The organism is Ruegeria sp. CDSB013 (assembly GCF_059611165.1).
Genome location: NZ_JBXWPA010000012.1, coordinates 105,800 through 126,039 on the forward strand (window position 1 = coordinate 105,800; position 20,240 = coordinate 126,039).

Annotated in this window: 20 protein-coding genes; 12 read left to right on the forward strand and 8 right to left on the reverse strand. The window is 58.3% G+C overall.

The genetic code is table 11. From position 1 onward, the window contains the following. The first annotated feature begins 14 nt into the window (after positions 1-14). Positions 15-362: a hypothetical protein gene (locus tag AC2FJF_RS18895; RefSeq protein ID WP_496726722.1), complete on the forward strand. Its 348-nt coding sequence runs from the start codon at positions 15-17 to the stop codon at positions 360-362. Between the two features lie 3 nt (positions 363-365). Here AC2FJF_RS18895 and AC2FJF_RS18900 read toward each other — a convergent pair whose 3' ends face one another. From AC2FJF_RS18900 to AC2FJF_RS18915, 4 genes are all read right to left on the reverse strand, one after another. Continuing rightward, positions 366-851 (reverse strand): flavodoxin family protein, encoded by a 486-nt coding sequence (locus AC2FJF_RS18900; protein WP_496726723.1) that lies wholly within the window; start codon positions 849-851, stop codon positions 366-368. Between the two features lies 1 nt (position 852). After that, a complete protein-coding gene (gene rlmH / locus AC2FJF_RS18905) occupies positions 853-1,323 on the reverse strand; it encodes a 23S rRNA (pseudouridine(1915)-N(3))-methyltransferase RlmH (RefSeq protein WP_496726724.1) in 471 nt (156 codons plus the stop codon). Between the two features lie 44 nt (positions 1,324-1,367). Beyond that, positions 1,368-1,727 (reverse strand): ribosome silencing factor, encoded by a 360-nt coding sequence (gene rsfS, locus AC2FJF_RS18910; RefSeq protein WP_209599225.1) that lies wholly within the window; start codon positions 1,725-1,727, stop codon positions 1,368-1,370. Between the two features lie 164 nt (positions 1,728-1,891). After that, complete coding sequence (locus tag AC2FJF_RS18915; RefSeq protein ID WP_496726725.1) at positions 1,892-3,244, reverse strand: mechanosensitive ion channel family protein; 1,353 nt, start codon at positions 3,242-3,244, stop codon at positions 1,892-1,894. 102 nt (positions 3,245-3,346) lie between these two features. Between AC2FJF_RS18915 and AC2FJF_RS18920 the strand changes: the two genes are divergently transcribed. From AC2FJF_RS18920 to leuB, 7 genes are all read left to right on the forward strand, one after another. Beyond that, positions 3,347-3,445, forward strand: a complete 99-nt coding sequence (locus AC2FJF_RS18920) for an isopropylmalate isomerase (RefSeq protein ID WP_108861670.1) — start codon at positions 3,347-3,349, stop codon at positions 3,443-3,445. Positions 3,446-3,497: 52 nt separating this feature from the next. Further along, positions 3,498-4,901: a 3-isopropylmalate dehydratase large subunit gene (gene leuC / locus AC2FJF_RS18925; protein ID WP_496726726.1), complete on the forward strand. Its 1,404-nt coding sequence runs from the start codon at positions 3,498-3,500 to the stop codon at positions 4,899-4,901. Between the two features lie 37 nt (positions 4,902-4,938). Further along, positions 4,939-5,493, forward strand: coding sequence for an HdeD family acid-resistance protein (locus AC2FJF_RS18930; protein ID WP_109311305.1), 555 nt, complete (start codon positions 4,939-4,941; stop codon positions 5,491-5,493). Between the two features lie 42 nt (positions 5,494-5,535). Next, on the forward strand, positions 5,536-6,141 hold the full coding sequence (gene leuD / locus AC2FJF_RS18935) for a 3-isopropylmalate dehydratase small subunit (protein ID WP_496726727.1): 606 nt from the start codon (positions 5,536-5,538) through the stop codon (positions 6,139-6,141). Between the two features lie 331 nt (positions 6,142-6,472). Next, complete coding sequence (locus AC2FJF_RS18940) at positions 6,473-7,303, forward strand: hypothetical protein (protein WP_496726728.1); 831 nt, start codon at positions 6,473-6,475, stop codon at positions 7,301-7,303. Continuing rightward, positions 7,300-8,331, forward strand: coding sequence for an endonuclease/exonuclease/phosphatase family protein (locus tag AC2FJF_RS18945; RefSeq protein WP_496726729.1), 1,032 nt, complete (start codon positions 7,300-7,302; stop codon positions 8,329-8,331). Before AC2FJF_RS18940 ends, AC2FJF_RS18945 begins: the two co-directional genes overlap by 4 nt. Positions 8,332-8,497: 166 nt before the next feature. Beyond that, positions 8,498-9,601 (forward strand): 3-isopropylmalate dehydrogenase, encoded by a 1,104-nt coding sequence (gene leuB / locus AC2FJF_RS18950; RefSeq protein ID WP_496726730.1) that lies wholly within the window; start codon positions 8,498-8,500, stop codon positions 9,599-9,601. 48 nt (positions 9,602-9,649) lie between these two features. Here leuB and AC2FJF_RS18955 read toward each other — a convergent pair whose 3' ends face one another. Then, positions 9,650-11,836: a transglycosylase domain-containing protein gene (locus AC2FJF_RS18955; RefSeq protein ID WP_496726731.1), complete on the reverse strand. Its 2,187-nt coding sequence runs from the start codon at positions 11,834-11,836 to the stop codon at positions 9,650-9,652. A 259-nt stretch (positions 11,837-12,095) separates the two neighbouring features. Between AC2FJF_RS18955 and AC2FJF_RS18960 the strand changes: the two genes are divergently transcribed. Next, positions 12,096-12,434: a P-II family nitrogen regulator gene (locus AC2FJF_RS18960; protein WP_058273036.1), complete on the forward strand. Its 339-nt coding sequence runs from the start codon at positions 12,096-12,098 to the stop codon at positions 12,432-12,434. Positions 12,435-12,467: 33 nt separating this feature from the next. Continuing rightward, positions 12,468-13,778: an ammonium transporter gene (locus AC2FJF_RS18965; protein WP_496726732.1), complete on the forward strand. Its 1,311-nt coding sequence runs from the start codon at positions 12,468-12,470 to the stop codon at positions 13,776-13,778. Positions 13,779-13,847: 69 nt separating this feature from the next. On the opposite strand, the gene AC2FJF_RS18970 is transcribed toward AC2FJF_RS18965, so the two are convergent. Both AC2FJF_RS18970 and sseA read right to left on the reverse strand, forming a co-directional pair. Further along, positions 13,848-15,032, reverse strand: coding sequence for an amino acid aminotransferase (locus tag AC2FJF_RS18970; protein WP_496726733.1), 1,185 nt, complete (start codon positions 15,030-15,032; stop codon positions 13,848-13,850). Beyond that, a complete protein-coding gene (gene sseA, locus AC2FJF_RS18975) occupies positions 15,032-15,886 on the reverse strand; it encodes a 3-mercaptopyruvate sulfurtransferase (protein WP_496726734.1) in 855 nt (284 codons plus the stop codon). Before sseA ends, AC2FJF_RS18970 begins: the two co-directional genes overlap by 1 nt. A 608-nt stretch (positions 15,887-16,494) precedes the next feature. Here sseA and AC2FJF_RS18980 point away from each other — a divergent pair. Beyond that, positions 16,495-17,601, forward strand: a complete 1,107-nt coding sequence (locus tag AC2FJF_RS18980; protein ID WP_496726735.1) for a peptidoglycan-binding protein LysM — start codon at positions 16,495-16,497, stop codon at positions 17,599-17,601. A gap of 130 nt (positions 17,602-17,731) precedes the next feature. Here AC2FJF_RS18980 and AC2FJF_RS18985 read toward each other — a convergent pair whose 3' ends face one another. After that, a complete protein-coding gene (locus AC2FJF_RS18985; protein WP_108861682.1) occupies positions 17,732-18,286 on the reverse strand; it encodes a helix-turn-helix domain-containing protein in 555 nt (184 codons plus the stop codon). Positions 18,287-18,393: 107 nt separating this feature from the next. Between AC2FJF_RS18985 and ilvD the strand changes: the two genes are divergently transcribed. Beyond that, positions 18,394-20,226: a dihydroxy-acid dehydratase gene (ilvD, locus tag AC2FJF_RS18990; RefSeq protein ID WP_108861683.1), complete on the forward strand. Its 1,833-nt coding sequence runs from the start codon at positions 18,394-18,396 to the stop codon at positions 20,224-20,226. The last annotated feature ends 14 nt before the right edge of the window (positions 20,227-20,240 follow it).

Consider the following 20,240-nt stretch of genomic DNA (forward strand, 5'->3'; position numbering starts at 1 on the left):
CCTAGGATCGCCTCATGCGGTATTTGATTCTCAGCCTTTTTCTCGCCAGCCCAGCGCTTGCCGACCCTTCTATGCTTGAAAACGTGGCGGCCAGCCAAAGCGGCGACACGTGGCGATTCGACGTGACGATCCGCCATCCCGATACCGGGTGGGATCACTATGCCGATGGCTGGCGTGTTCTGGACATGGACGGCAATGAACTGGGTATGCGCGTATTGCATCACCCGCATGAGAATGAGCAGCCCTTTACACGCTCACTATCCGGGGTGGCGATTCCAGATGGCGTGTCTCAGGTTCAGATTCAGGCGCGGTGCAGTGTCGATGGCTGGGGTGACGAGACGACGTTGGTCACACTGAACTGATCTTCAGAACACACCCAGCGCCAGACCCGCACCCAACGCAGCCCCAATATCACGGCACTCATCCAGTTGGTTTTGCGGGATGGTCTTTTCGGCCAGAATAGCCTCGGGCGTTTGCGCATGGGTGCAGATGATCAGCGGCGACTGAACCTCTTTCAAGCGCCACCCAATGGCAATCCGCGCGGTTTGGCGGGCCGCATTCTCGCCATCAGACCCGGCACAGATCATCTGGGCATAGGGCCGTCCTTCGATCTTGCCCAGAACAGGGTAGTAGCAGCGATCAAAGAACTCTTTCATTAAACCTGAAATCGCAGCCAGATTCTCGGGCGCGCAGAAGATAAACCCATCCGCGGCCAGCAAATCCTCAGGGGTCGCCTGATCTGCAGTTTTCAGAACCGTTTCCGCTTCGTCCCGCGCTCCTGCCGCGGCGGCTTGGGCCATTTGACGGGCGCCGCCGGTGCGCGAATGGTAGACGATCAAAAGCTGCGCCATGTCAGACCCGGTGATAGGGACCGCCCGACAGGATGGTCGCGGCCCGGTAAAGTTGCTCGGCCAGCATCACACGGACCAGCATATGCGGCCAGACCATCGACCCGAATGAGATGGAAAAATCAGCCTCAGCCCGCAGATCAGGGTCTATTCCGTCCGCACCGCCAATGATCAATGCCAGATCCTGCCGCCCGGCATCGCGCCAGCCACCCAGTTTTTTTGCAAAATCAGGCGAGGACATCACCCGCCCGCGTTCATCCAGTGTGCAGATCACCGCACCTTTGGGCATCGCCTTGCGCAGTAACGCGGCCTCGGCCCCCATCCCTGCGTTTTTTTTGTCCTCAACTTCGATCACCTGTGCAGGACCAAGGCCCAGGCTACGGCCGGTCCGGTCAAATCTGGTCAGATAGTCGTCAAGCAGGGACTTCTCCGGTCCGGCACGCAATCGCCCGACCGCACAAATGCTTATACGCATATTTCTCTCGCCTCCGGCCTGTTAATGCAGGCCGGGATAGCGCCTCAGTTGGCTGAGGCGCTGCCGCCCTGAGGCAGCCACATCTTTTCCAGCTGATAGAATTCACGCACTTCGGGGCGGAAGATATGGACGATCACGTCGCCCGTATCGATCAGCACCCAGTCGCCGGTATCCTTGCCTTCGACCTTCGAGGTGAAGCCGAATTCCTGCTTGATGCGATCCGTCAGCTTTTCCGCCATAGCCGAGACCTGACGTGTCGAACGCCCGGACGCAATGACCATGTGATCCGCGACAGACGACTTGCCTTGCAGGTTGATCTGCACGACATCTTCGGCCTTGTCATCGGAAAGTGAGGAAAGGATACGCTCAAGCAGCTTGTCGCTGATTGACTGAGAGTGGGCCATTACATTGGCCCCATCATCGGCGGGCAAACCCGCCTGTGTATGTAGAGACAGGACATAGTCCTCCATTGTTGCGCGCCGCCAAACCCCGGCGCAGGGGTACTAATAAGGTAACAAGGGGAATGCAACATTTCAATGAACGGGCGCTTTTGCGGCCGCACGGGTGCTCACTCTTTGGCGATCTGTTGCGAGTCTGCGCCGTCGGGCAGCAGCCGAACCTCGCGCTGGGGGAAAGGAATCGATATCCCCTCGGCCTTGAAAGCATCCCAAAGGGCGAGGTAAACATTGCCCCTGATATTGGTAAGCCCCTTGGTCGGATCGCTGATCCAGAACCGCAGCACATAGTCCACGCTGCTGTCGCCGAACCCGGTTATATGGCAGACCGGCTCATGTGAACCGCCGCTGAGAACACGTTTCACCGATTTAACTGCCTGGATCGCGGTTGCGCGCACCTGATGCGGGTCGTCGTCGTAACTGGTGCCAAAGTCCAGATCCAGACGCACATAACGGTCCGAATGCGACCAGTTCACCACCTGATTGGTGATCAAGTCTTCGTTCGGGATCAGGTATTCACGCCCATCCCGCGTGACCACCGATACATACCGCGCGCCCAGCGCGTTGATCCATCCGAATGTGTCACCCAACGAGATCACGTCGCCCGGTTTGATCGAGCGGTCCATCAGGATGATGATCCCGGAAATCAGGTTCGACACAACTTTTTGAAGACCAAAACCGATGCCCACGCCGATCGCGCCTGACAACAGCGCGATGCCAGTCAGATCAAACCCAAGCGTGCGGATGGCCGCCATAAAGACAGCTCCGTACAGCAGAACTTGAATGCCTTTGGCCAACAGAACCTGCATCGAAGGCGTGATGTCGTCGTTCCTCTGCAATCCCCGCTCGGCCGTGCGGGTCCCGATGCGGGCCAACGTCAGCAGCACGCCGATCAGCAATGCGGCCTTGAGAATTCCCAGTGCCGAGATGTGCAAATCACCGATGGAGATCGCTACGCCGTCCAGAAACTCGGCTACGTCATCGGTCAAATTCAGCGCAACCAGCGTTGCATAGACCCACATCGCCCATTTAAAGATCCGCCGCAGCGTACGGTTGCGGACAAGTCGCGCCACCAGCGCGATCGCCAGCCAAGCGGCGGCCAATGTCGCGATCACGCCGATAATGTAACTGTGCGACGGCCAGGTCACATTCTGCATGAACAGGTACAGCGTCCAGGACAACAAAACGAAATAGACCAGTGTTAGGCGCTGCATCAGCTGAACCAGAGTGCGCAGCCGCCATTTGGGCCAGCCGGTGCGGGCACGTGCCCAGGTTTCCCACCGGTTTTGCGTGACCAGCTTGAGCACATATGCCAAAGCCCACAGAGCGAGAATGATGATCAACTGGTGCCGCCGCCAACCCGGCGTGACGATCAGATCAACAAGTTTGCCGAACTGCACGGAAAACCCCGCGACCATGTTTTCATAGAGTTCCGACAGCGAGCTGGGGATCAGGTCTTGGTTCATACAGGTCTCCTGACACGCAGCTTGGACAGCAACTCGGGGTGATGCAAGCCCGAGGCCGGATTGAACCTTGATTGACGGGCACACGCGATATATCTGAGGCGCATGAGAGTCTATTTGGCCCCTGCTCCGACACTGCAAGACCGCACACGCCTGCGTGAACGGTTCTTTGGGGCCGCCCGCACGGTTCTGGCCCGCCTATAAGCGGCGTCCAGCCACTCGCCAGCTATTTCTCATTACATACGGGAGAGGACCGATGTCCCCCAAAACACTCTATGACAAGATCTGGGATGCCCATGTCGCGCACGAAGCCGATGATGGCACCTGCCTGCTTTATATCGACCGCCATCTGGTGCACGAAGTCACCAGCCCACAAGCCTTTGAAGGCCTGCGGATGGCGGGCCGTCCAGTACGCGCGCCGGAAAAGACCATCGCCGTGCCGGATCACAACGTTCCGACCACTGCGGATCGGGTGAACGGCATTGAAAACCCCGAATCGCGCATTCAGGTCGAAGCGCTGGACAAGAACGCCAAGGATTTCGGCATTCACTATTACCCGGTGAATGACGTTCGTCAGGGCATCGTGCACATCGTCGGCCCCGAACAGGGCTGGACCCTGCCCGGCATGACCGTTGTTTGTGGCGACAGCCACACCGCCACCCATGGCGCGTTTGGTGCTTTGGCCCACGGCATCGGCACGTCCGAGGTTGAACATGTTCTGGCCACGCAAACCCTGATCCAGAAGAAATCCAAGAACATGAAGGTGGAAATCACCGGCAAACTGCAGCCGGGTGTGACCGCCAAGGACATCACTCTGGCCGTGATTGGTGAGACTGGTACGGCTGGCGGCACCGGCTATGTCATCGAATATTGCGGCGAAGCGATCCGCGATCTGTCGATGGAAGGCCGAATGACCGTCTGCAACATGGCCATCGAAGGCGGTGCCCGCGCTGGCCTGATTGCGCCGGACGAGACCACCTATGAATATGTCAAAGGCCGCCCCCACGCGCCGAAAGGTGCCCAGTGGGAAGCCGCTCTGACCTGGTGGAAAACGCTGTTTACCGACGAAGACGCGCATTTTGACAAGGTCATTACCCTGCGCGGCGAAGACATCGCGCCGGTCGTCACATGGGGCACCAGCCCCGAGGACGTTCTGCCGATCACCGCAACCGTGCCGAACCCCGAAGATTTCGAAGGCGGCAAGGTCGACGCGGCCCGCCGGTCTATCGAATATATGGGTCTGGAAGCCGGTCAAAAGCTGAGCGACGTCGAGATTGACACCGTTTTCATCGGGTCCTGCACCAATGGTCGCATCGAAGACCTGCGCGCCGCTGCCGAGATCCTGAAGGGCAAAAAGGTCAAGGACGGCATGCGTGCCATGGTCGTACCCGGTTCAGGTCTGGTTCGTGCGCAGGCTGAAGAAGAAGGTCTGGCCGAGATTTTCAAAGAGGCCGGGTTCGAATGGCGGCTGGCAGGATGTTCAATGTGTCTGGCGATGAATCCGGATCAGCTGCAGCCCGGCGAACGCTGTGCCGCGACCTCGAACCGCAACTTCGAAGGCCGTCAGGGCCGGGGCGGACGCACCCATTTGCTGAGCCCGGCGATGGCTGCCGCAGCGGCAATCACAGGACGGCTGACAGACGTCCGTGAATTGATGTAAGGTCCCCTCATATCTAGATATTTGAGGGATTAAAAACATGAGTGACTGGGTCAAATGGCTCCTGCTGGGGCTTCTGTCCATAGCGTTCGGTATCTTTGTACTGGGCGCGCCAGTTGTGGCATCCGTCGCGGTGACGGTGGTAACCGGTGTGTTGCTGCTGATATCAGGCGCGCTGCAGGTTGTTGGCGGCTTTACGGTTGAAGGCACCGGCAACAAAATTCTGTCACTCATCATGGGTGCGGTGATGCTGTTTCTGGGCTGGTCCTTTCTGGACCACCCGCTGCAGGGAACCCTGACACTGGCAACCGTGATGCTGATCCTGTTCATGGCAGGCGGCATCGCGCGGGTCATTCTGTCGTTCCAGATGAAAGGAACACAGTTTTTCTGGCCCACGATGATCTCGGGCATCTTGTCGATCGTCCTTGCCGGTATCATCTGGACATATGTAGGAAGCGATCCTCAGGTGCTGTTGAGCATTTTGGGTATCTTCCTGGGCATTGAGATGCTGTTCAACGGGTTCGGCCTAGTCTTTATGGCGTTCTTCATCCGGAACGCACCCAACGACGCAACAACAGAAGCGAAACAAGCTTAAACGCGGGACACGGGCGCGGCCCTCTCCTGCAGGAGTGTAGACATGGAAAAGTTTGACAAAGTCCACGGGGTGGCCGCCCCAATGCCGCTGATCAATATCGACACCGATATGATCATTCCGAAAGTGCACCTGAAAACCATCAAACGGTCCGGCCTTGGCGTCGTGCTGTTTGATGAGATGCGTTATCATGATGACGGGGGCGAAAACGAAGAGTTCGTTCTGAACAAACCCGCCTATCGGCAGACCGAAATTCTGGTCGCGGGCGACAATTTTGGCTGTGGCTCGTCGCGCGAACACGCGCCCTGGGCGATCAAGGATTTCGGCATCAAGGTCGTGATCTCGACCAGCTTTGCCGACATCTTCTTTAACAACTGCTTCAAAAACGGCATTCTGCCCATCGTGGTCGAGGAAGAGCACCACGCGATCCTGATGGAAGATGCCCACAAAGGCGAAAACGCTCGCATGACCGTGCATCTGGAAGATCAGCAGATCACCACCTCAGATGGCGTTGTGATCGAGTTCAGTGTCGACCCACATCGCAAGCACTGCTTGCTGAATGGTTTGGACGATATCGGCCTGACGATGGAGAAAGATCATCACATCGACAAATTCGAAGATCACGCAAGCCAAGCCCGCCCCTGGGTGTGATTCCAAGAGCGAATCTGAGGATACTCAACCTATCGGGGTCGCCTAGGCGGCCCCTTTCGCGTTCTTGGGGTTGAAGTCCCGGCAATCACAACATGTAGCGGCCACCCTCCAATACACGCCTAATTTGCGGCGCGGATGATGCAAAGGTGCACCAGTTTTGCCATCATTTTGCCCAAAATCACATGTTTTCTACGCCTTGGCTTGAGCGGATTGTCGCTTATCGTCAATGTTGGCGGTAATGGTGGTCTCCGGCAAAAAATGTCGGATGCAAGATGGGACAAAGCCGTCAAAGAAATAGAAACGGTCAATCCGTTTTGAAAGGGTTTGGATAGTGATTGCGCGCACAACAGGGGCGGCGATTCGGGGAGTTTTGGTCGCACTACTGGTGCTGACACCTGCGTTGTACCTGCCAGTAACGTCTACGAATGGGACCGAGATTGTCGTCTTTCTCGCCATTCTCGCGTTTTTCCTGACATTCGCTGAATACAACTCTGCCTTTCCCAGCTTTATCGAGTTCCGCGACGCGCCGCCCGTGAACCGTTTGCGCTTTGTCGGGCTGATGTCGATGGTCACCTTCCTGACGTTGATCTGCAAAAATGCGTATACGCCGACCGGCCTGACGACGACCTTCTATTCCTTTGGCTTGGGCGTCGCAAATGTGGTCGACTTTCCCTATTCGCCAGTACGGCTGATCATCCTAATGCTGCCGACTGATGCAAGCGCACCCTTGATCGAACTTGTCCGTATTTCTGCCAGCGTCGCGTATGTCGCTGCTTTGGTGACGATCGCCAGCTTTGCCTACGCGGTGAAAGTGCGCGGCTGGCCGACCGGAAACGGCGCCTTCAATGTCTGGACCAACCTTCCGCTGTTCGACCCCACCAAAGGCGGTGATGTGGTAACGCGCCTGCAGCGCGACGGACGACTGAACATTTGCATCGGCATTCTGCTGCCGTTCCTGATCCCGGCCCTGATCAAACTGCTGACTGACTATGCCGATCCGATCTCTCTGAGCAATCCTCAGACGCTGATCTGGACGCTCAGTGCTTGGGCTTTCCTGCCCGCCAGCATGATCATGCGTGGCATGGCGACCCTGCGCATCGCCAACTTGATCGTCGAAAAACGGCGCGCTTATTCCACAGCTGAGTCTACCCAGACCGCATGATCCGCATCCTGATCTTGCTGCTGTTGCCCGTTATGGCGCAGGCAGAGACGATCCGTATTGCCACGTACAACACAGAGCTCAGCCGCGATGGCCCGGGGTTGCTGTTGCGCGATATTCGCCGCGGTGATGATCAGGTGATGGCGGTTGCTGCGGTTCTAGCGGAAACCCGCCCCGATATCATTGCTTTGCAGGGGATCGATTGGGATTTTGAGGGGCTGGCGCTGGCGGCACTGGCAAATCGGCTGCGCGAGGCCGGATTGGACTATCCCCACACATTCACAGCCCAACCAAATTCCGGCCTGGAAACGGATCTTGATCTGGACGGAGATGGTCGAACCCACGGCCCCGGCGACGCGCAGGGTTGGGGTCGGTTCACCGGACAAGGTGGGCTGGCCGTGATGTCTCGTTACCCCATCACTTCGGATCAGGTTCAGGACCTGTCCAACGTGCCATGGCTGAAACTGCCCGGCGCTGAACTGCCCCAACATGACGCAGGCCCCTACCCGTCAGAACGGGCGCAGAACGTCCAGCGGCTCTCATCCGTGGCGCATTGGATTGTGCCCATTCAAACTCCGGCGGGGCAGCTGGATTTGATGACTTTTCATGCCTCACCCCCCGTGTTTGACGGACCCGAGGATCGCAACGGCCTGCGAAACCGGGATGAAATTCGCCTTTGGTCCGCAGTCATGGACGGGGAAGTCGGGCGCAAACCCGGTCGTCTGTTTGTTATCGCGGGTGACGCCAATCTGGACCCCGTGCGGGGTGATGGACGTAAAGAGGCGATCCAAGAGTTTTTGAACGACCCCCGCCTTCAGGACCCTTCACCCGAAGACCCCTCAGGCGACTTGGCCACGGTGGTCTGGAAAACCGTTGGTCCAATGCGGGTCGATTACGTCTTGCCATCCGCCCAATGGCAAGTGTTGGATTCCGGGGTGCACTGGCCCGCCGCAGGCACTGAAGAACGCAAAACCGTCGAACGCGCAAGCCGTCACCGGCTGATCTGGGTCGACCTGACACTGCCTCGCTAATACGGCCTTTTGCGCCATGATCTGGCCCGCAAAACAGACCTGACGCAATTTTCAGACGCTAACGGAAACAAACCTGTATTTTCCTTGCCCTCTGGCGGGATCGTCTCATTGACCCGATGCCGCACAGGCGCTAGGGCCTGTGCTGTAAAACGCAAGGAGATCCTTCATGTCCAACCCCTCGCTCCTCATCCTGCCCGGAGACGGAATTGGCCCCGAAGTCATGGCCGAAGTGCGCAGAGTCATCGACTGGTTTGGTGCGAAACGCGGCCTGGAATTCGACGTGAGCGAGGATCTGGTCGGCGGTGCAGCCTACGACGCGCATGGCAAGCCCCTGTCGGACGAGACCATGGCCAAAGCGCAAGAGGTCGACGCGGTTCTTCTGGGTGCCGTTGGCGGCCCGAAATATGACGATCTGGACTTTTCACTGAAGCCCGAGCGCGGCTTGCTGCGCCTGCGCAAAGAGATGGACCTGTATTCCAACCTGCGCCCGGCACAGTGCTTTGACGCGCTGGCCGATTTCTCGTCGCTGAAGAAAGACATCGTTTCCGGTCTCGATATCATGATCGTGCGCGAGTTGACCTCGGGCGTCTATTTCGGTGAGCCGCGGGGCATTTTTGAGGAAGGCAATGAGCGTGTTGGCATCAACACCCAGCGCTATACCGAATCTGAGATCGAGCGCGCCGCGCGCTCGGCATTTGAGCTGGCAATGCGCCGGAACAAAAAGGTCTGCTCGATGGAGAAGGCCAACGTCATGGAATCGGGCATCCTATGGCGCGAGGTCGTGGATCGCGTATCCAAAGACTACCCCGAGGTCGAGCTGAGCCACATGTATGCCGACAATGGCGCGATGCAGTTGGTGCGTGCGCCCAAACAGTTCGACGTCATCCTGACAGACAACCTGTTCGGCGACATCCTGTCGGATTGCGCGGCGATGCTAACCGGCTCGCTGGGTATGCTGCCGTCGGCAAGCTTGGGTGCCCCGATGGCGAATGGTCGCCCCAAAGCGATGTACGAACCGGTCCACGGTTCGGCCCCGGATATCACCGGTCAGGGCAAGGCGAACCCAATCGCCTGTATCCTCAGCTTTGCCATGGCGCTGCGCTACAGCTTTGATCAGCTTGAAGAAGCAGATCGTCTTGAAGCCGCGATCGAGAAAGTGCTGGCCGACGGTGTTCGCACAGGCGACCTGCTGGCCGATGAAGGCGTTACGCCAGTTTCGACCACAGAAATGGGTGATGCGATTTTGGGCGCCCTTGACGACAGCCTCTGATCAGGCGCTCTTTCAATTCAAAAGGCGGTGCCCAGCGCACCGCCTTTTTTAATTTCCACCGAAAATATTGTTCAGCAGGTTGTTGATAGCCCGGTCCAACCCGGTTTGGTTCTTACGGCGCTGTTGCTGCGGTTGCGCTGTTCTGACCGGTGGGTCCGGGGCGAGCATCGGCAGCGGCGTCGGCGTCATGCCTTCGGTCACGCGCAGCATGGTTTCTTTCCAGATTTCAGCCGGCAATCCGCCTCCGGTCACACCGGATAATGGGGTGTTGTCGTCATACCCCATCCAGATGCCCGTGACGTAATCTGCCGTGAAGCCGATGAACCAGGCATCCCGCGCAGCCTGCGTCGTGCCGGTTTTACCCGCCACCTGCCAACCGGGCAGTTGTGCACGCGCACCGGTGCCTTCGGACACCACACGCTCCATCATCCACGTCAGCTGCTTGGCAGCTTTGTCGTTGATGACCCGCTCACCAATGCCCGTTGTCGTCACCATGACCGGGGTTTGATCGCCCAACAGCTTCAATTCGGTCAGACCATAGGGTTCCACCGCCGAGCCACCGTTCAGGATGCCGGCGTAAGCCCCCGTCATCTCGATCAGCGTGCTTTCCGACGCGCCCAGCGCCAGAGCGGGGCCTTGCGCCAGATCACTATCGATGCCGAATTCGCTGGCGACCGTGCGGACATTGTCCAGCCCTGCGATCTCAGCCACCTTCACCGCCGGGATGTTTAGCGAGTTTTTCAATGCATCTGCCAGTGTGACGCGCCCGTAAAACTTGTTGGTGTAGTTCTTGGGACACCATTGGCCAGAGCCCGGAATGTTCACGCAGTACGGCTCATCCACCACCGTATCCAATGGCGAATAGCCAAGCTCAAGCGCGGTGGCATAAACGAAGGGTTTGAAGGAAGACCCCGTTTGCCGCAGCGCCTGCGTGGCACGGTTGAATGCACCGGACACGCGGGTCTTGCGCCCGCCAACCATGCCGCGCACAGCCCCGTCCGCCGACATCACCACGATCGCGGCCTGCGCCTTTGATCCTTCGCGGACCTTCTCCTGAAAGATGAACTGCAACGCCTCTTCGGCTGACTTTTGGATACGTTGATCCAGCGTGGTGCGGATCACCACATCTTCGGTCGTGTTGCGTGTAAAGAACTCGGGCCCGCTGGCCATCACCCAATCGGCGAAATAGCCCCCCGCCCGCGCAGCAGCGGCTTCGGACAGTTGCGCGGGATTGCTGCGCGCACTGCTTGCTTGTGCCGAGGTCAGATACCCCTGTGCCTCCATCAGGCCAACCACCAGCCGCGCTCGATCCTGCGAACGTTGAAGGTTATTCGTCGGTGCATAGCGCGTCGGTGCCACCAGCAGACCAGCCAGCATAGCAGCCTGCGACGGGCTGACCTCAGCCGCCGAAATCCCGAAATAGCGTTGGCTTGCGGCCTCGAACCCGCGCGCACCCGCGCCCAGGAAGGCCCGGTTCAGATAGATGGTCAGGATCTCGTCCTTGGAATACTTGACCTCCATCGCCATCGCATAGACCGCCTCTTTGGCCTTGCGCCAAAGCGAGCCTTGACGGCAATCGGACTCGTAGGCAGCTTCGGATTCCCATTCACTGGGCTCATAAGGCACACCCAGACACAACAGCTTGGCCGTCTGCTGCGTGATGGTCGACCCACCATGCCCCGACAGCGGTCCGCGCCCTTCGCTCAGGTTGATGCGCACAGCGCTTGCGACACCGCGCGGGCTGACGCCGAAATGGCGATAGAACCGCTTGTCCTCGGTCGCGACGACGGCGTTCTTCAGATGCGGCGAGACGGTATCGGCCGTGATCACCCCACCAAATTGGTCCCCACGCCAGGCAAAAACTTTGCCATCCCGATCCAACAGGGTCACCGACCCGCGCGCGCGACCGTCTAGCAAGGCATCGACGTCAGGCAGAGAGGAGTAGACAACCCCAACCGCCAAAGCCAACAGCATGGCAGCCACCGCGCCCACACGCCAGGTCACGCCCCAGATCAGTCGCCACAACCAACGGAAAAGACGTCGAAAGAAACCGCCGCCACCGCCGGACGTCTTGCGGGTTTTCTTCCGGGCGGCTTTGCGAGTCGACGTCTTGCGCGCCGTCGCCTTCTTGCCGTCGGGCTTTGTCGTCCGCTTTGTTGCAGCGGGTTTACGCCCCTTTGAAGGGTATCTTTTGTCTGCAACAAGCGATGTCTTGCGACGCCTGGACTCAGTCATGCTCAAACTCTGCCCGGTTATCATTTTGAGGCACCATACCCTGCCACCGGCGCGAAGTAGAGGTATGAAATTCCGCTAACCGGCCTCAATAGTTCGCCTGATTTTTGGGCATCAACGTTTTTTTGTGCAAAAATTGTGCACCTCACCCCCCTTTTCCCCTGCGTTCTCCCACCCTGACCGTTTCTTACTGCGGTCAGTCACGCTCTCTTTCTGCAGGTGCAAACAAACCGGTTCCGCCGGAAAGGAAGAGGGGACAGACGTGAAACTGATCATTGCGACAATCAAGCCGTTCAAGCTGGAGGAGGTGCGCGAGGCACTGACCGAGGCCGGCGTGCGCGGCATGATGGTGACCGAGATCAAGGGCTTCGGCTCGCAATCGGGCCACACCGAAATCTATCGTGGGGCCGAATACGCGGTGAATTTCGTGCCCAAGATCAAGCTTGAAATCGTGGTGCCCGCCACGATGGCCGACCAGATCGTCGAGACCATTACCAAAACCGCCAAGACCGGCAAGATCGGTGACGGCAAGATTTTCGTCCTTGATGTCGAGCAGGCGCTGCGCGTGCGGACCGGGGAAACGAACGAAGAGGCGCTGTAAGCGCCGCCACTCCAAAGCATTCGAGGACTGACAATGAACCTGATGAAATCTCTCATCCCAGCCGCCGCGCTAGTCGTGATGCCGCAGATGGGTCTGGCGCAAGAGGTCGCCGAGGGCGAAGCAGCGCTGCACACCCAGTATATTTTTACCACCCTGCTGTTCCTGATGGCAGGCTTCCTTGTCTTCTTCATGGCAGCAGGATTTGCCATGCTCGAGGGCGGTCTGGTGCGTTCCAAGAACGTTGCCATGCAGATGATCAAGAACATCGCGCTGTTTTCGATTGCCGCGATCATGTACTGGCTGGTCGGCTTCAACACGATGTATCCGGGCGACTTCAATGGTTTCTTTGCCCTTGGCGGTCCGACCGTACTTGATGCCGTGGGTGTTGCGCCCGCAGACGCGGCGTTAGACTACGCGTCTATCGGTTCGGACTTCTTCTTCCAGCTGGTCTTTGTAGCGGCAACCGCGTCCATCGTGTCCGGCGCCGTGGCCGAGCGCATAAAGCTGTGGCCCTTCCTAATATTCGTGATCGTTCTGACTGGTATCATGTACCCGATCTCCGGTTCCTGGAAATGGGGCGGCGGCTGGCTGGATGCCATGGGCTTTTCCGACTTCGCTGGTTCGACAGTTGTGCATTCGGTCGGTGGCTGGGCCGCTCTGGCGGGCTGCCTGATCCTTGGCCCCCGCATTGGCAAGTACAAAGACGGCAAAGTTCACCCGATGCCCGGCTCGAATCTGGCGCTGGCAACCCTGGGTACGTTCATCCTGTGGCTGGGCTGGTTTGGCTTCAACGGCGGCTCGCAACTGGCGATGGGCACCGTAGGTGACGTATCCGACGTGTCCCGCATCTTTGCCAACACCAACATGGCCGCCGCATCTGGTGCTATCGCAGCCCTGATCATGACGCAGGTGTTGTACAAGAAACCTGACCTGACCATGGTGCTGAACGGCGCGCTGGCCGGTCTGGTCTCGATCACCGCAGAACCGCTTGCCCCGACCTTGTTCGGAGCGCTGTGGATCGGCGCAGTTGGCGGCATCATCGTGGTCTTCGCGGTTCCGATGCTGGACAAGTTCAAGATCGACGACGTTGTCGGTGCCATCCCGGTTCACCTGTTCGCAGGCATCTGGGGCACCATCGCCGTGATCTTCTACGGCGAAGCAAACCTGATCACACAGCTGACCGGTATCGTAGCTTATGGTGTGTTCACATTTGTTGGCGCGTTGATCCTGTGGACAATTCTGAAGGCGACGGTCGGCATCCGCGTCAGCGAAGAAGACGAGATCAACGGCCTCGACATGGCAGAACTGGGTATGGAAGCTTATCCAGAGTTTTCGAAAGGCTAAGAGCCTGCCACTCGAAAACAAAAAAAACCCGGGCGTTCGCGCCCGGGTTTTCTGATTTATTGGCTTGAATCAGACACCGACGTCAATGATCGCCTTGGCCAGAATCGGAACTGTCGTCGCGTTCAAGCCGGCAATGTTCAACCGGCTGTCACCGACCATGTAGATGCCGTGGTCCGCGCGCAGCTTTTCGACCAGTTCCGGTGCCGCCCCCAGACGCGAGAACATGCCGCGGTGCTGGGCGACAAACCCAAAGCGATCGGACCCACTTTGGGCCTGCAGCTCGTCTGCCAGTTGTTGGCGCAAGCCCAGCATGGACAGGCGCACCTCTTCCAGCTCAGCCGCCCAGTCAGCGCGCAGGACTTCATCATTCAGGATCGTCGTCACCACCCGTGCGCCGTGATCCGGCGGGAACGAGTAGTTCTGACGGTTGAGGAATGCCAGCGTGGACTGGTTCAGAGCTGTCTGCGCCGGGTCATCACTGATGGCCATCAACAGGCCGGTCCGCTCGCGGTAGACACCGAAATTCTTCGAGCAGGACGCTGCAATCAGGCAGCGCTTGACCGACGAGGCCACCAGTCGGGTTGCCTGCGCATCCTCTTCCAGTCCGTCGCCAAAGCCCTGATAGGCGATATCGATCATTGCCACGAGGCCGCGCTCGTTAATCAGGTTCACGACCTCCTGCCACTGCACCATGTTCAGGTTGGCGCCTGTCGGGTTGTGACAGCAGCCGTGCAGCAGGACTACGTCGCCCGCATTCGCGGTTTTCAGGTCCTCGATCATTCCGTCGAAATCAACGCCACGGGTTTCGCCGTCGAAATACCGGTATTGGACCGTCTCCATCCCCAGATAGTTCAGGATCGACAGATGATTGGGCCATGTCGGGTTCGACACGAACACGCGGGCCGAGGGGTTGGCCATGCGGATCATCTCGAATGCCTGACGGCAGGCACCGGTTCCGCCGGGCGTCGCCACGGCAGCGATGTTGCCGCGTGGAACCGAGGTGCCTAGGATCAGGCCAATCATCGCATCGGCATAAGCCGGGTCGCCCGCCAATCCGGTGTAGGCCTTGCTTTCTTGCTCTTCCAGGATGCGCTTTTCGGCCGCTTTCACCGCACGCATCACCGGGGTCACGCCCTCGGCATTTTTGTAAACACCAACTCCCAGGTCGATCTTTTGATCGCGCGGGTCTTCGCGATACGCCTGCATCAGCGCCAGAATCTTGTCGGCAGGCTGCGGTTTGAGGTTTTCGAACATCAGTTCTCTCCGGTTGCGACGGGCAGGGTCGGGAAGGCACCCCATTCGGCCCAGGAGCCGTCATAAAGCGAGTGGTCTTTCTTGCCCATGCGCTCAAGCGCAAGGCTGAGGATTGCGGCGGTCACACCCGACCCGCAGGATGTGATAGCCGGTTTCGACAGGTCCACACCTGCGGACTTGAAGATGGCGCGGCATTCCTCGGGGGATTTCATCGTGCCATTCTTGTTCAGCAAAGTGCCAAAGGGCACGTTGCGCGATCCGGGAATGCGGCCCGTTCGCAGACCTTCACGCGGTTCTGTTCCGGTTCCGGCAAAACGGTCAGCAGAGCGTGCGTCGATGATCTCATGATCTCCCAGCTTGGCGGCGGCAGATACCTGCGTGACGTCACGGACCAGATGGTTCTGGACCCGGACGGTCATGTGGCGGTCGCGGATCACCGGCGGCAGATCTTCGATCTCATGCCCCTCGGCCTGCCATTTCGGCAGACCACCATCCAGAACGGCGATGTTTTCCTGCCCCATCAACCGGAACAACCACCAGACGCGGGCGGCAGACATCAAACCGGCCCCATCATAGACGACAACCTGATGGCCGTCGCCCACGCCCATCGCCCTCAGGCGGGACATGAACTTTTCGACCGGGGGCGCCATATGCGGCAGGTCCGAACGGTGGTCCGAAATATCATCGATGTCAAAGAACCGCGCGCCGGGGATATGAGCGGCGTCGTATTCGGCTTTTTCGTCGCGCCCTTGCTGCGGCAGATACCACGACCCGTCCAGCACCCGAAGATCCGGGTCCTTGAGATGGGCAGCAAGCCATTCGGTAGAAACGAGGGTTTTCGGATCGTCCTGCATAAAAGCCTCCCCTAAACGCGTTTGGTTTTTCCCTATACGCGCGCGCATGCGGGTTCAAGGCTGGATGGGATGATGACACTAACGGACGCCTCTGAACCTGCATGTGCGAATGATTGGGACTATGTTGGGCAAAACCAACTGACGCGAGCGCTCTCAGGAACCAGACCTGTGCGCGCACCCGTTTGACCACATGCATACTCTGGGTTGCAAACACCCCAAATAGTGATGCGTGTAAGACTAAAGCCCCGCTTATCGGGCTTATGTCCGTGTGTAATTTATCACTCCACCAAGGGTTGAACCCAAAAAAACGCACTTTCCGCCCCAAAAAGGTCGGTTTTCCCTACGTCAATGTACCCCGGAGTATCTGTGAAAGCGCCCGAACTCAGGCCGTGGAAACAGCCAATACAAATCGGCGCTGAAGCAAAGGAAACGGGCAATCAGGAAAAGAAAAAACGCTTTCCCCCGCAGTCTGTAAAATTTTGATCGGCGCGGAACATCTTTCCTACCATTTTGTAAGCGAAAGAAAAAACACAACGTCACTAGGGTGATAGAACAAAAAACCGGGACCCTGGTGCACGTTGAAAAAACTCACTCTACAGGAGAACGAAATGAACACCCCTGGAATTAAGTTTGGCCTCATGACCCTGGGTCTGGCTGCCTTGATCTCACCGATAAGTGCTGCGGCGCAGGTCGCGTGCGAATCGTACACAGTAGAAGCAGGCGAAACGCTGGCGACTATTTCCGAAACGGCATATGGCTCTCGGGATTACCAGATCATCTTCAACGCAAACAGAAACGTCATTGCCGGAAATCCGAACAATCTGACCCCTGGTACAATTCTGAACTTGCCATGCGCTGACGGCCGACTGACCGCCACATCGCAGTTCAACGAAGTTGTTGAGCGAGAGGAAGAAAAAGCCGCAAAAATTAAACCCAGAAACGTTTACGAGCCGCCGATTCGTCTTTTGGCCGGTAACGATTGGGCACCCTATACGGACGAAGGTCTTTCGGGTGGCGGCTTTTTGATGCGGTTGTCGACAACGGCCCTGCATCGTGCGGGCAACAAGCGCGAATACAACCAGGGTTGGGTGAACGATTTCAACTCGCATCTTTACACACTTCTGCCCGCCGGAGCGTATGACATCGCCGTTGCCTGGGTTGTGCCAGATTGCGCAAAAAACCCCGATGCCATGGGTGAAGACAGCCTTTATCGCTGTAACGGGTTCTACGCATCACAGCCATTGTATGAATCGGTCGTTGGGTATTTCACACTGCCCGACAGCAAATATGCTGGCGCAGCCTCCATCGAAGAGCTGGAAGGGGCCGTATTTTGTCGTATGGACGGGTTCTTTACCAATGACCTGGAAGAGGCCGGCCTGGTCGAACCCAAAATCACGCTTGTTCGCCCCCGCACCCCGGAAGAGTGCATCGAGGCGGTCATGAACGGAACCGCGGACGCCACCGGGATGGCTATTCAGCAAGCCAATGGGGCAATTGCGGCTTTGGGTATGGAAAACGAGGTGGTTCAGAATGAGAACTTCACCCATCTGTCCACCATTCGCCTGCTGGCCCATAAATCCAACCCATACGGGCTGCAGTATATCTCGATGCTGAACAATGGCCTGAACGAAATGCGGCAGTCGGGCGAGTGGTACGATATCGTTTCCAGCTCGCTGTCCGAGTACAGCTCTAAGCTGCAATCTGCGTCGAACTGATCGGTTCGTGCAAAAGAACCCGTACACAGCGCGACCCGCGCTGTGTGCCACCTCGACATAAAGTCATAGCTGTGTACTTGGGTCACATACTTGTTTCATGTCGCCCAACCTTTCCAGCGTGCGCGTTGCCTCAGGTGACTTCGGCTGGTTGTGCATAATGATGCATGTTCAAAAACGCAGCGCCATTCGTCCCCGCCCTGTAACCATGCGGCAGATCGGCTGCAAAGCGCAGGCCCTGCCCGGCCTGTAGCGGTACCCAGTCACCATCACGGAGAATCTCAAGCGATCCGTTCAGCACAAACACTTCTTCGGTCACCCCTGCGGCATGGGCTGCGGATTCGTGGCTTTGGTTTGGGGCAAGGTCGACGTGAAACGTTTCGGCGCCCAGCGCAGGATCGAAGGGAAAGACGATCTTGACCTCAATGCTGCCGGGAAAGGTCACCGTGTGAAACACGTCGGGCATGGCGGTATCCCGCAGGGCCGCCGTTCCGATCAACGCACTCAGCGGCAGTTGAAACCCTTTGGCGATTTTCCACAGCGTTGCGATGGTCGGGCTGGATTCGCCTCGTTCGATCTGACCCAGCATGGCTTTGCTGACACCCGTCATCTCGGCCACTTTGGACAGGCTCAACCCCGAGGCTGCCCGCACATCGCGTAGTTTTAACGTAATTTCGTCCGGTGCCATCTTGATCGTCTCTCGAATCCTCTTGTGCGTTATAGCGCACATGTGATACGTGCGCTATAACGTACGCATCCCGAATATCGCAACCGGGGCAAAAGGGAAACAGCATCATGCCAATGTACCGATCCAGAACCTCAACCCACGGCCGCAACATGGCCGGTGCCCGCGGCCTGTGGCGTGCCACCGGTATGGGCGACGACGATTTCGGCAAGCCGATCATCGCCATCGTCAACTCGTTCACCCAGTTCGTACCCGGCCACGTGCACCTGAAGGATCTGGGCCAGATGGTCGCGCGCGAGGTTGAGGCCGCTGGCGGTGTTGCGAAAGAGTTCAACACAATCGCGGTGGATGACGGTATCGCCATGGGCCATGACGGGATGCTGTATTCCCTGCCCTCGCGCGAAGTGATCGCGGATTCGGTCGAATATATGGTCAACGCCCACTGCGCTGATGCGATGGTCTGTATCTCGAACTGCGACAAGATCACTCCCGGCATGCTGATGGCCGCGATGCGCCTGAACATCCCGGCGATCTTTGTCTCGGGCGGTCCGATGGAGGCCGGCAAGATCGACATCGCCGATCTGGACGCCAAGAAGATCGACCTTGTGGATGCGATGGTCGCTGCCGCCGACGACAGATTCACCGACGAGCAGGTCCAGCACATCGAAGAAAACGCCTGCCCAACTTGTGGGTCATGTTCCGGTATGTTCACCGCAAACTCGATGAATTGTCTGGCCGAGGCGCTGGGTCTTGCTCTGCCGGGCAACGGCTCAACTTTGGCCACACACGCCGATCGTAAAGAGCTGTTTCTCGAAGCCGGGCGTCGGATCGTTGAGATCACCAAACGGCACTATGATCTGGACGAAAAAGGCTTCCTGCCCCGTGAAATCGCCACGTTCGACGCCTTTGAAAACGCGATGAGCCTGGATATCGCCATGGGCGGTTCGACCAACACGGTGTTGCACCTGCTGGCCATCGCGCATGAGGGCGAAGTGCATTTCACCATGACCGACATGGACCGCCTGAGCCGTCAGGTGCCGTGTCTGTGCAAGGTCGCGCCCAACACTGAGAATGTTCATATGGAGGACGTTCACCGCGCCGGTGGCATCTTCTCGATCCTTGGCGAGCTAAGCCGCGCCGGGCTGCTGCACGAAGATTGCAGCACCGTGCATTCGGCAACCATGGGCGAAGCGATTGCCAATTGGGACATCAAGGTCGCCAACAACCCCGCAGCGCAGGACCTGTTCAAGGCCGCGCCCGGCGGCGTACGCACGACGCAGGCGTTCAGCCAGTCGAACCGGTACAAGGAACTGGACACCGACCGCGAAGGCGGTGTGATCCGGTCCAAGGAACACGCGTTCAGTCAGGATGGCGGTCTGGCAGTCCTGTTCGGCAACATCGCGCGCGAAGGCTGTATCGTGAAAACGGCAGGCGTTGATCCCAACAGCCTGACATTCACCGGCTCTGCCTATGTCTGCGAAAGCCAGGATCAGGCCGTGAACGACATCCTAACCGGCAAGGTCAAAGAGGGCGACGTAGTGGTGATCCGCTATGAAGGCCCGCGCGGCGGTCCGGGGATGCAGGAAATGCTGTATCCGACATCCTATCTAAAATCCAAAGGTCTGGGCAAAGCCTGCGCCCTGCTGACTGATGGGCGTTTCTCGGGTGGCACCTCGGGCCTGTCGATTGGCCACGTTTCACCTGAGGCCGCTGAGGGTGGAGAAATCGGGCTAGTCAAGCAGGGCGACAAGATCGAGATCGACATCCCCAACCGGACCATTCATCTGGCCGTGTCTGACGAAGAACTGGCTGCCCGCCGCGAAGAGCAGGACGAAAAGGGATGGGTTCCGGCCGCACCGCGCAAGCGCAAGGTGTCAACCGCGCTAAAGGCCTATGCCAAGCTGGCGACAAGTGCCGCGAAAGGTGCCGTGCGCCAAGTCTGAAGAAGCGGTTTCCA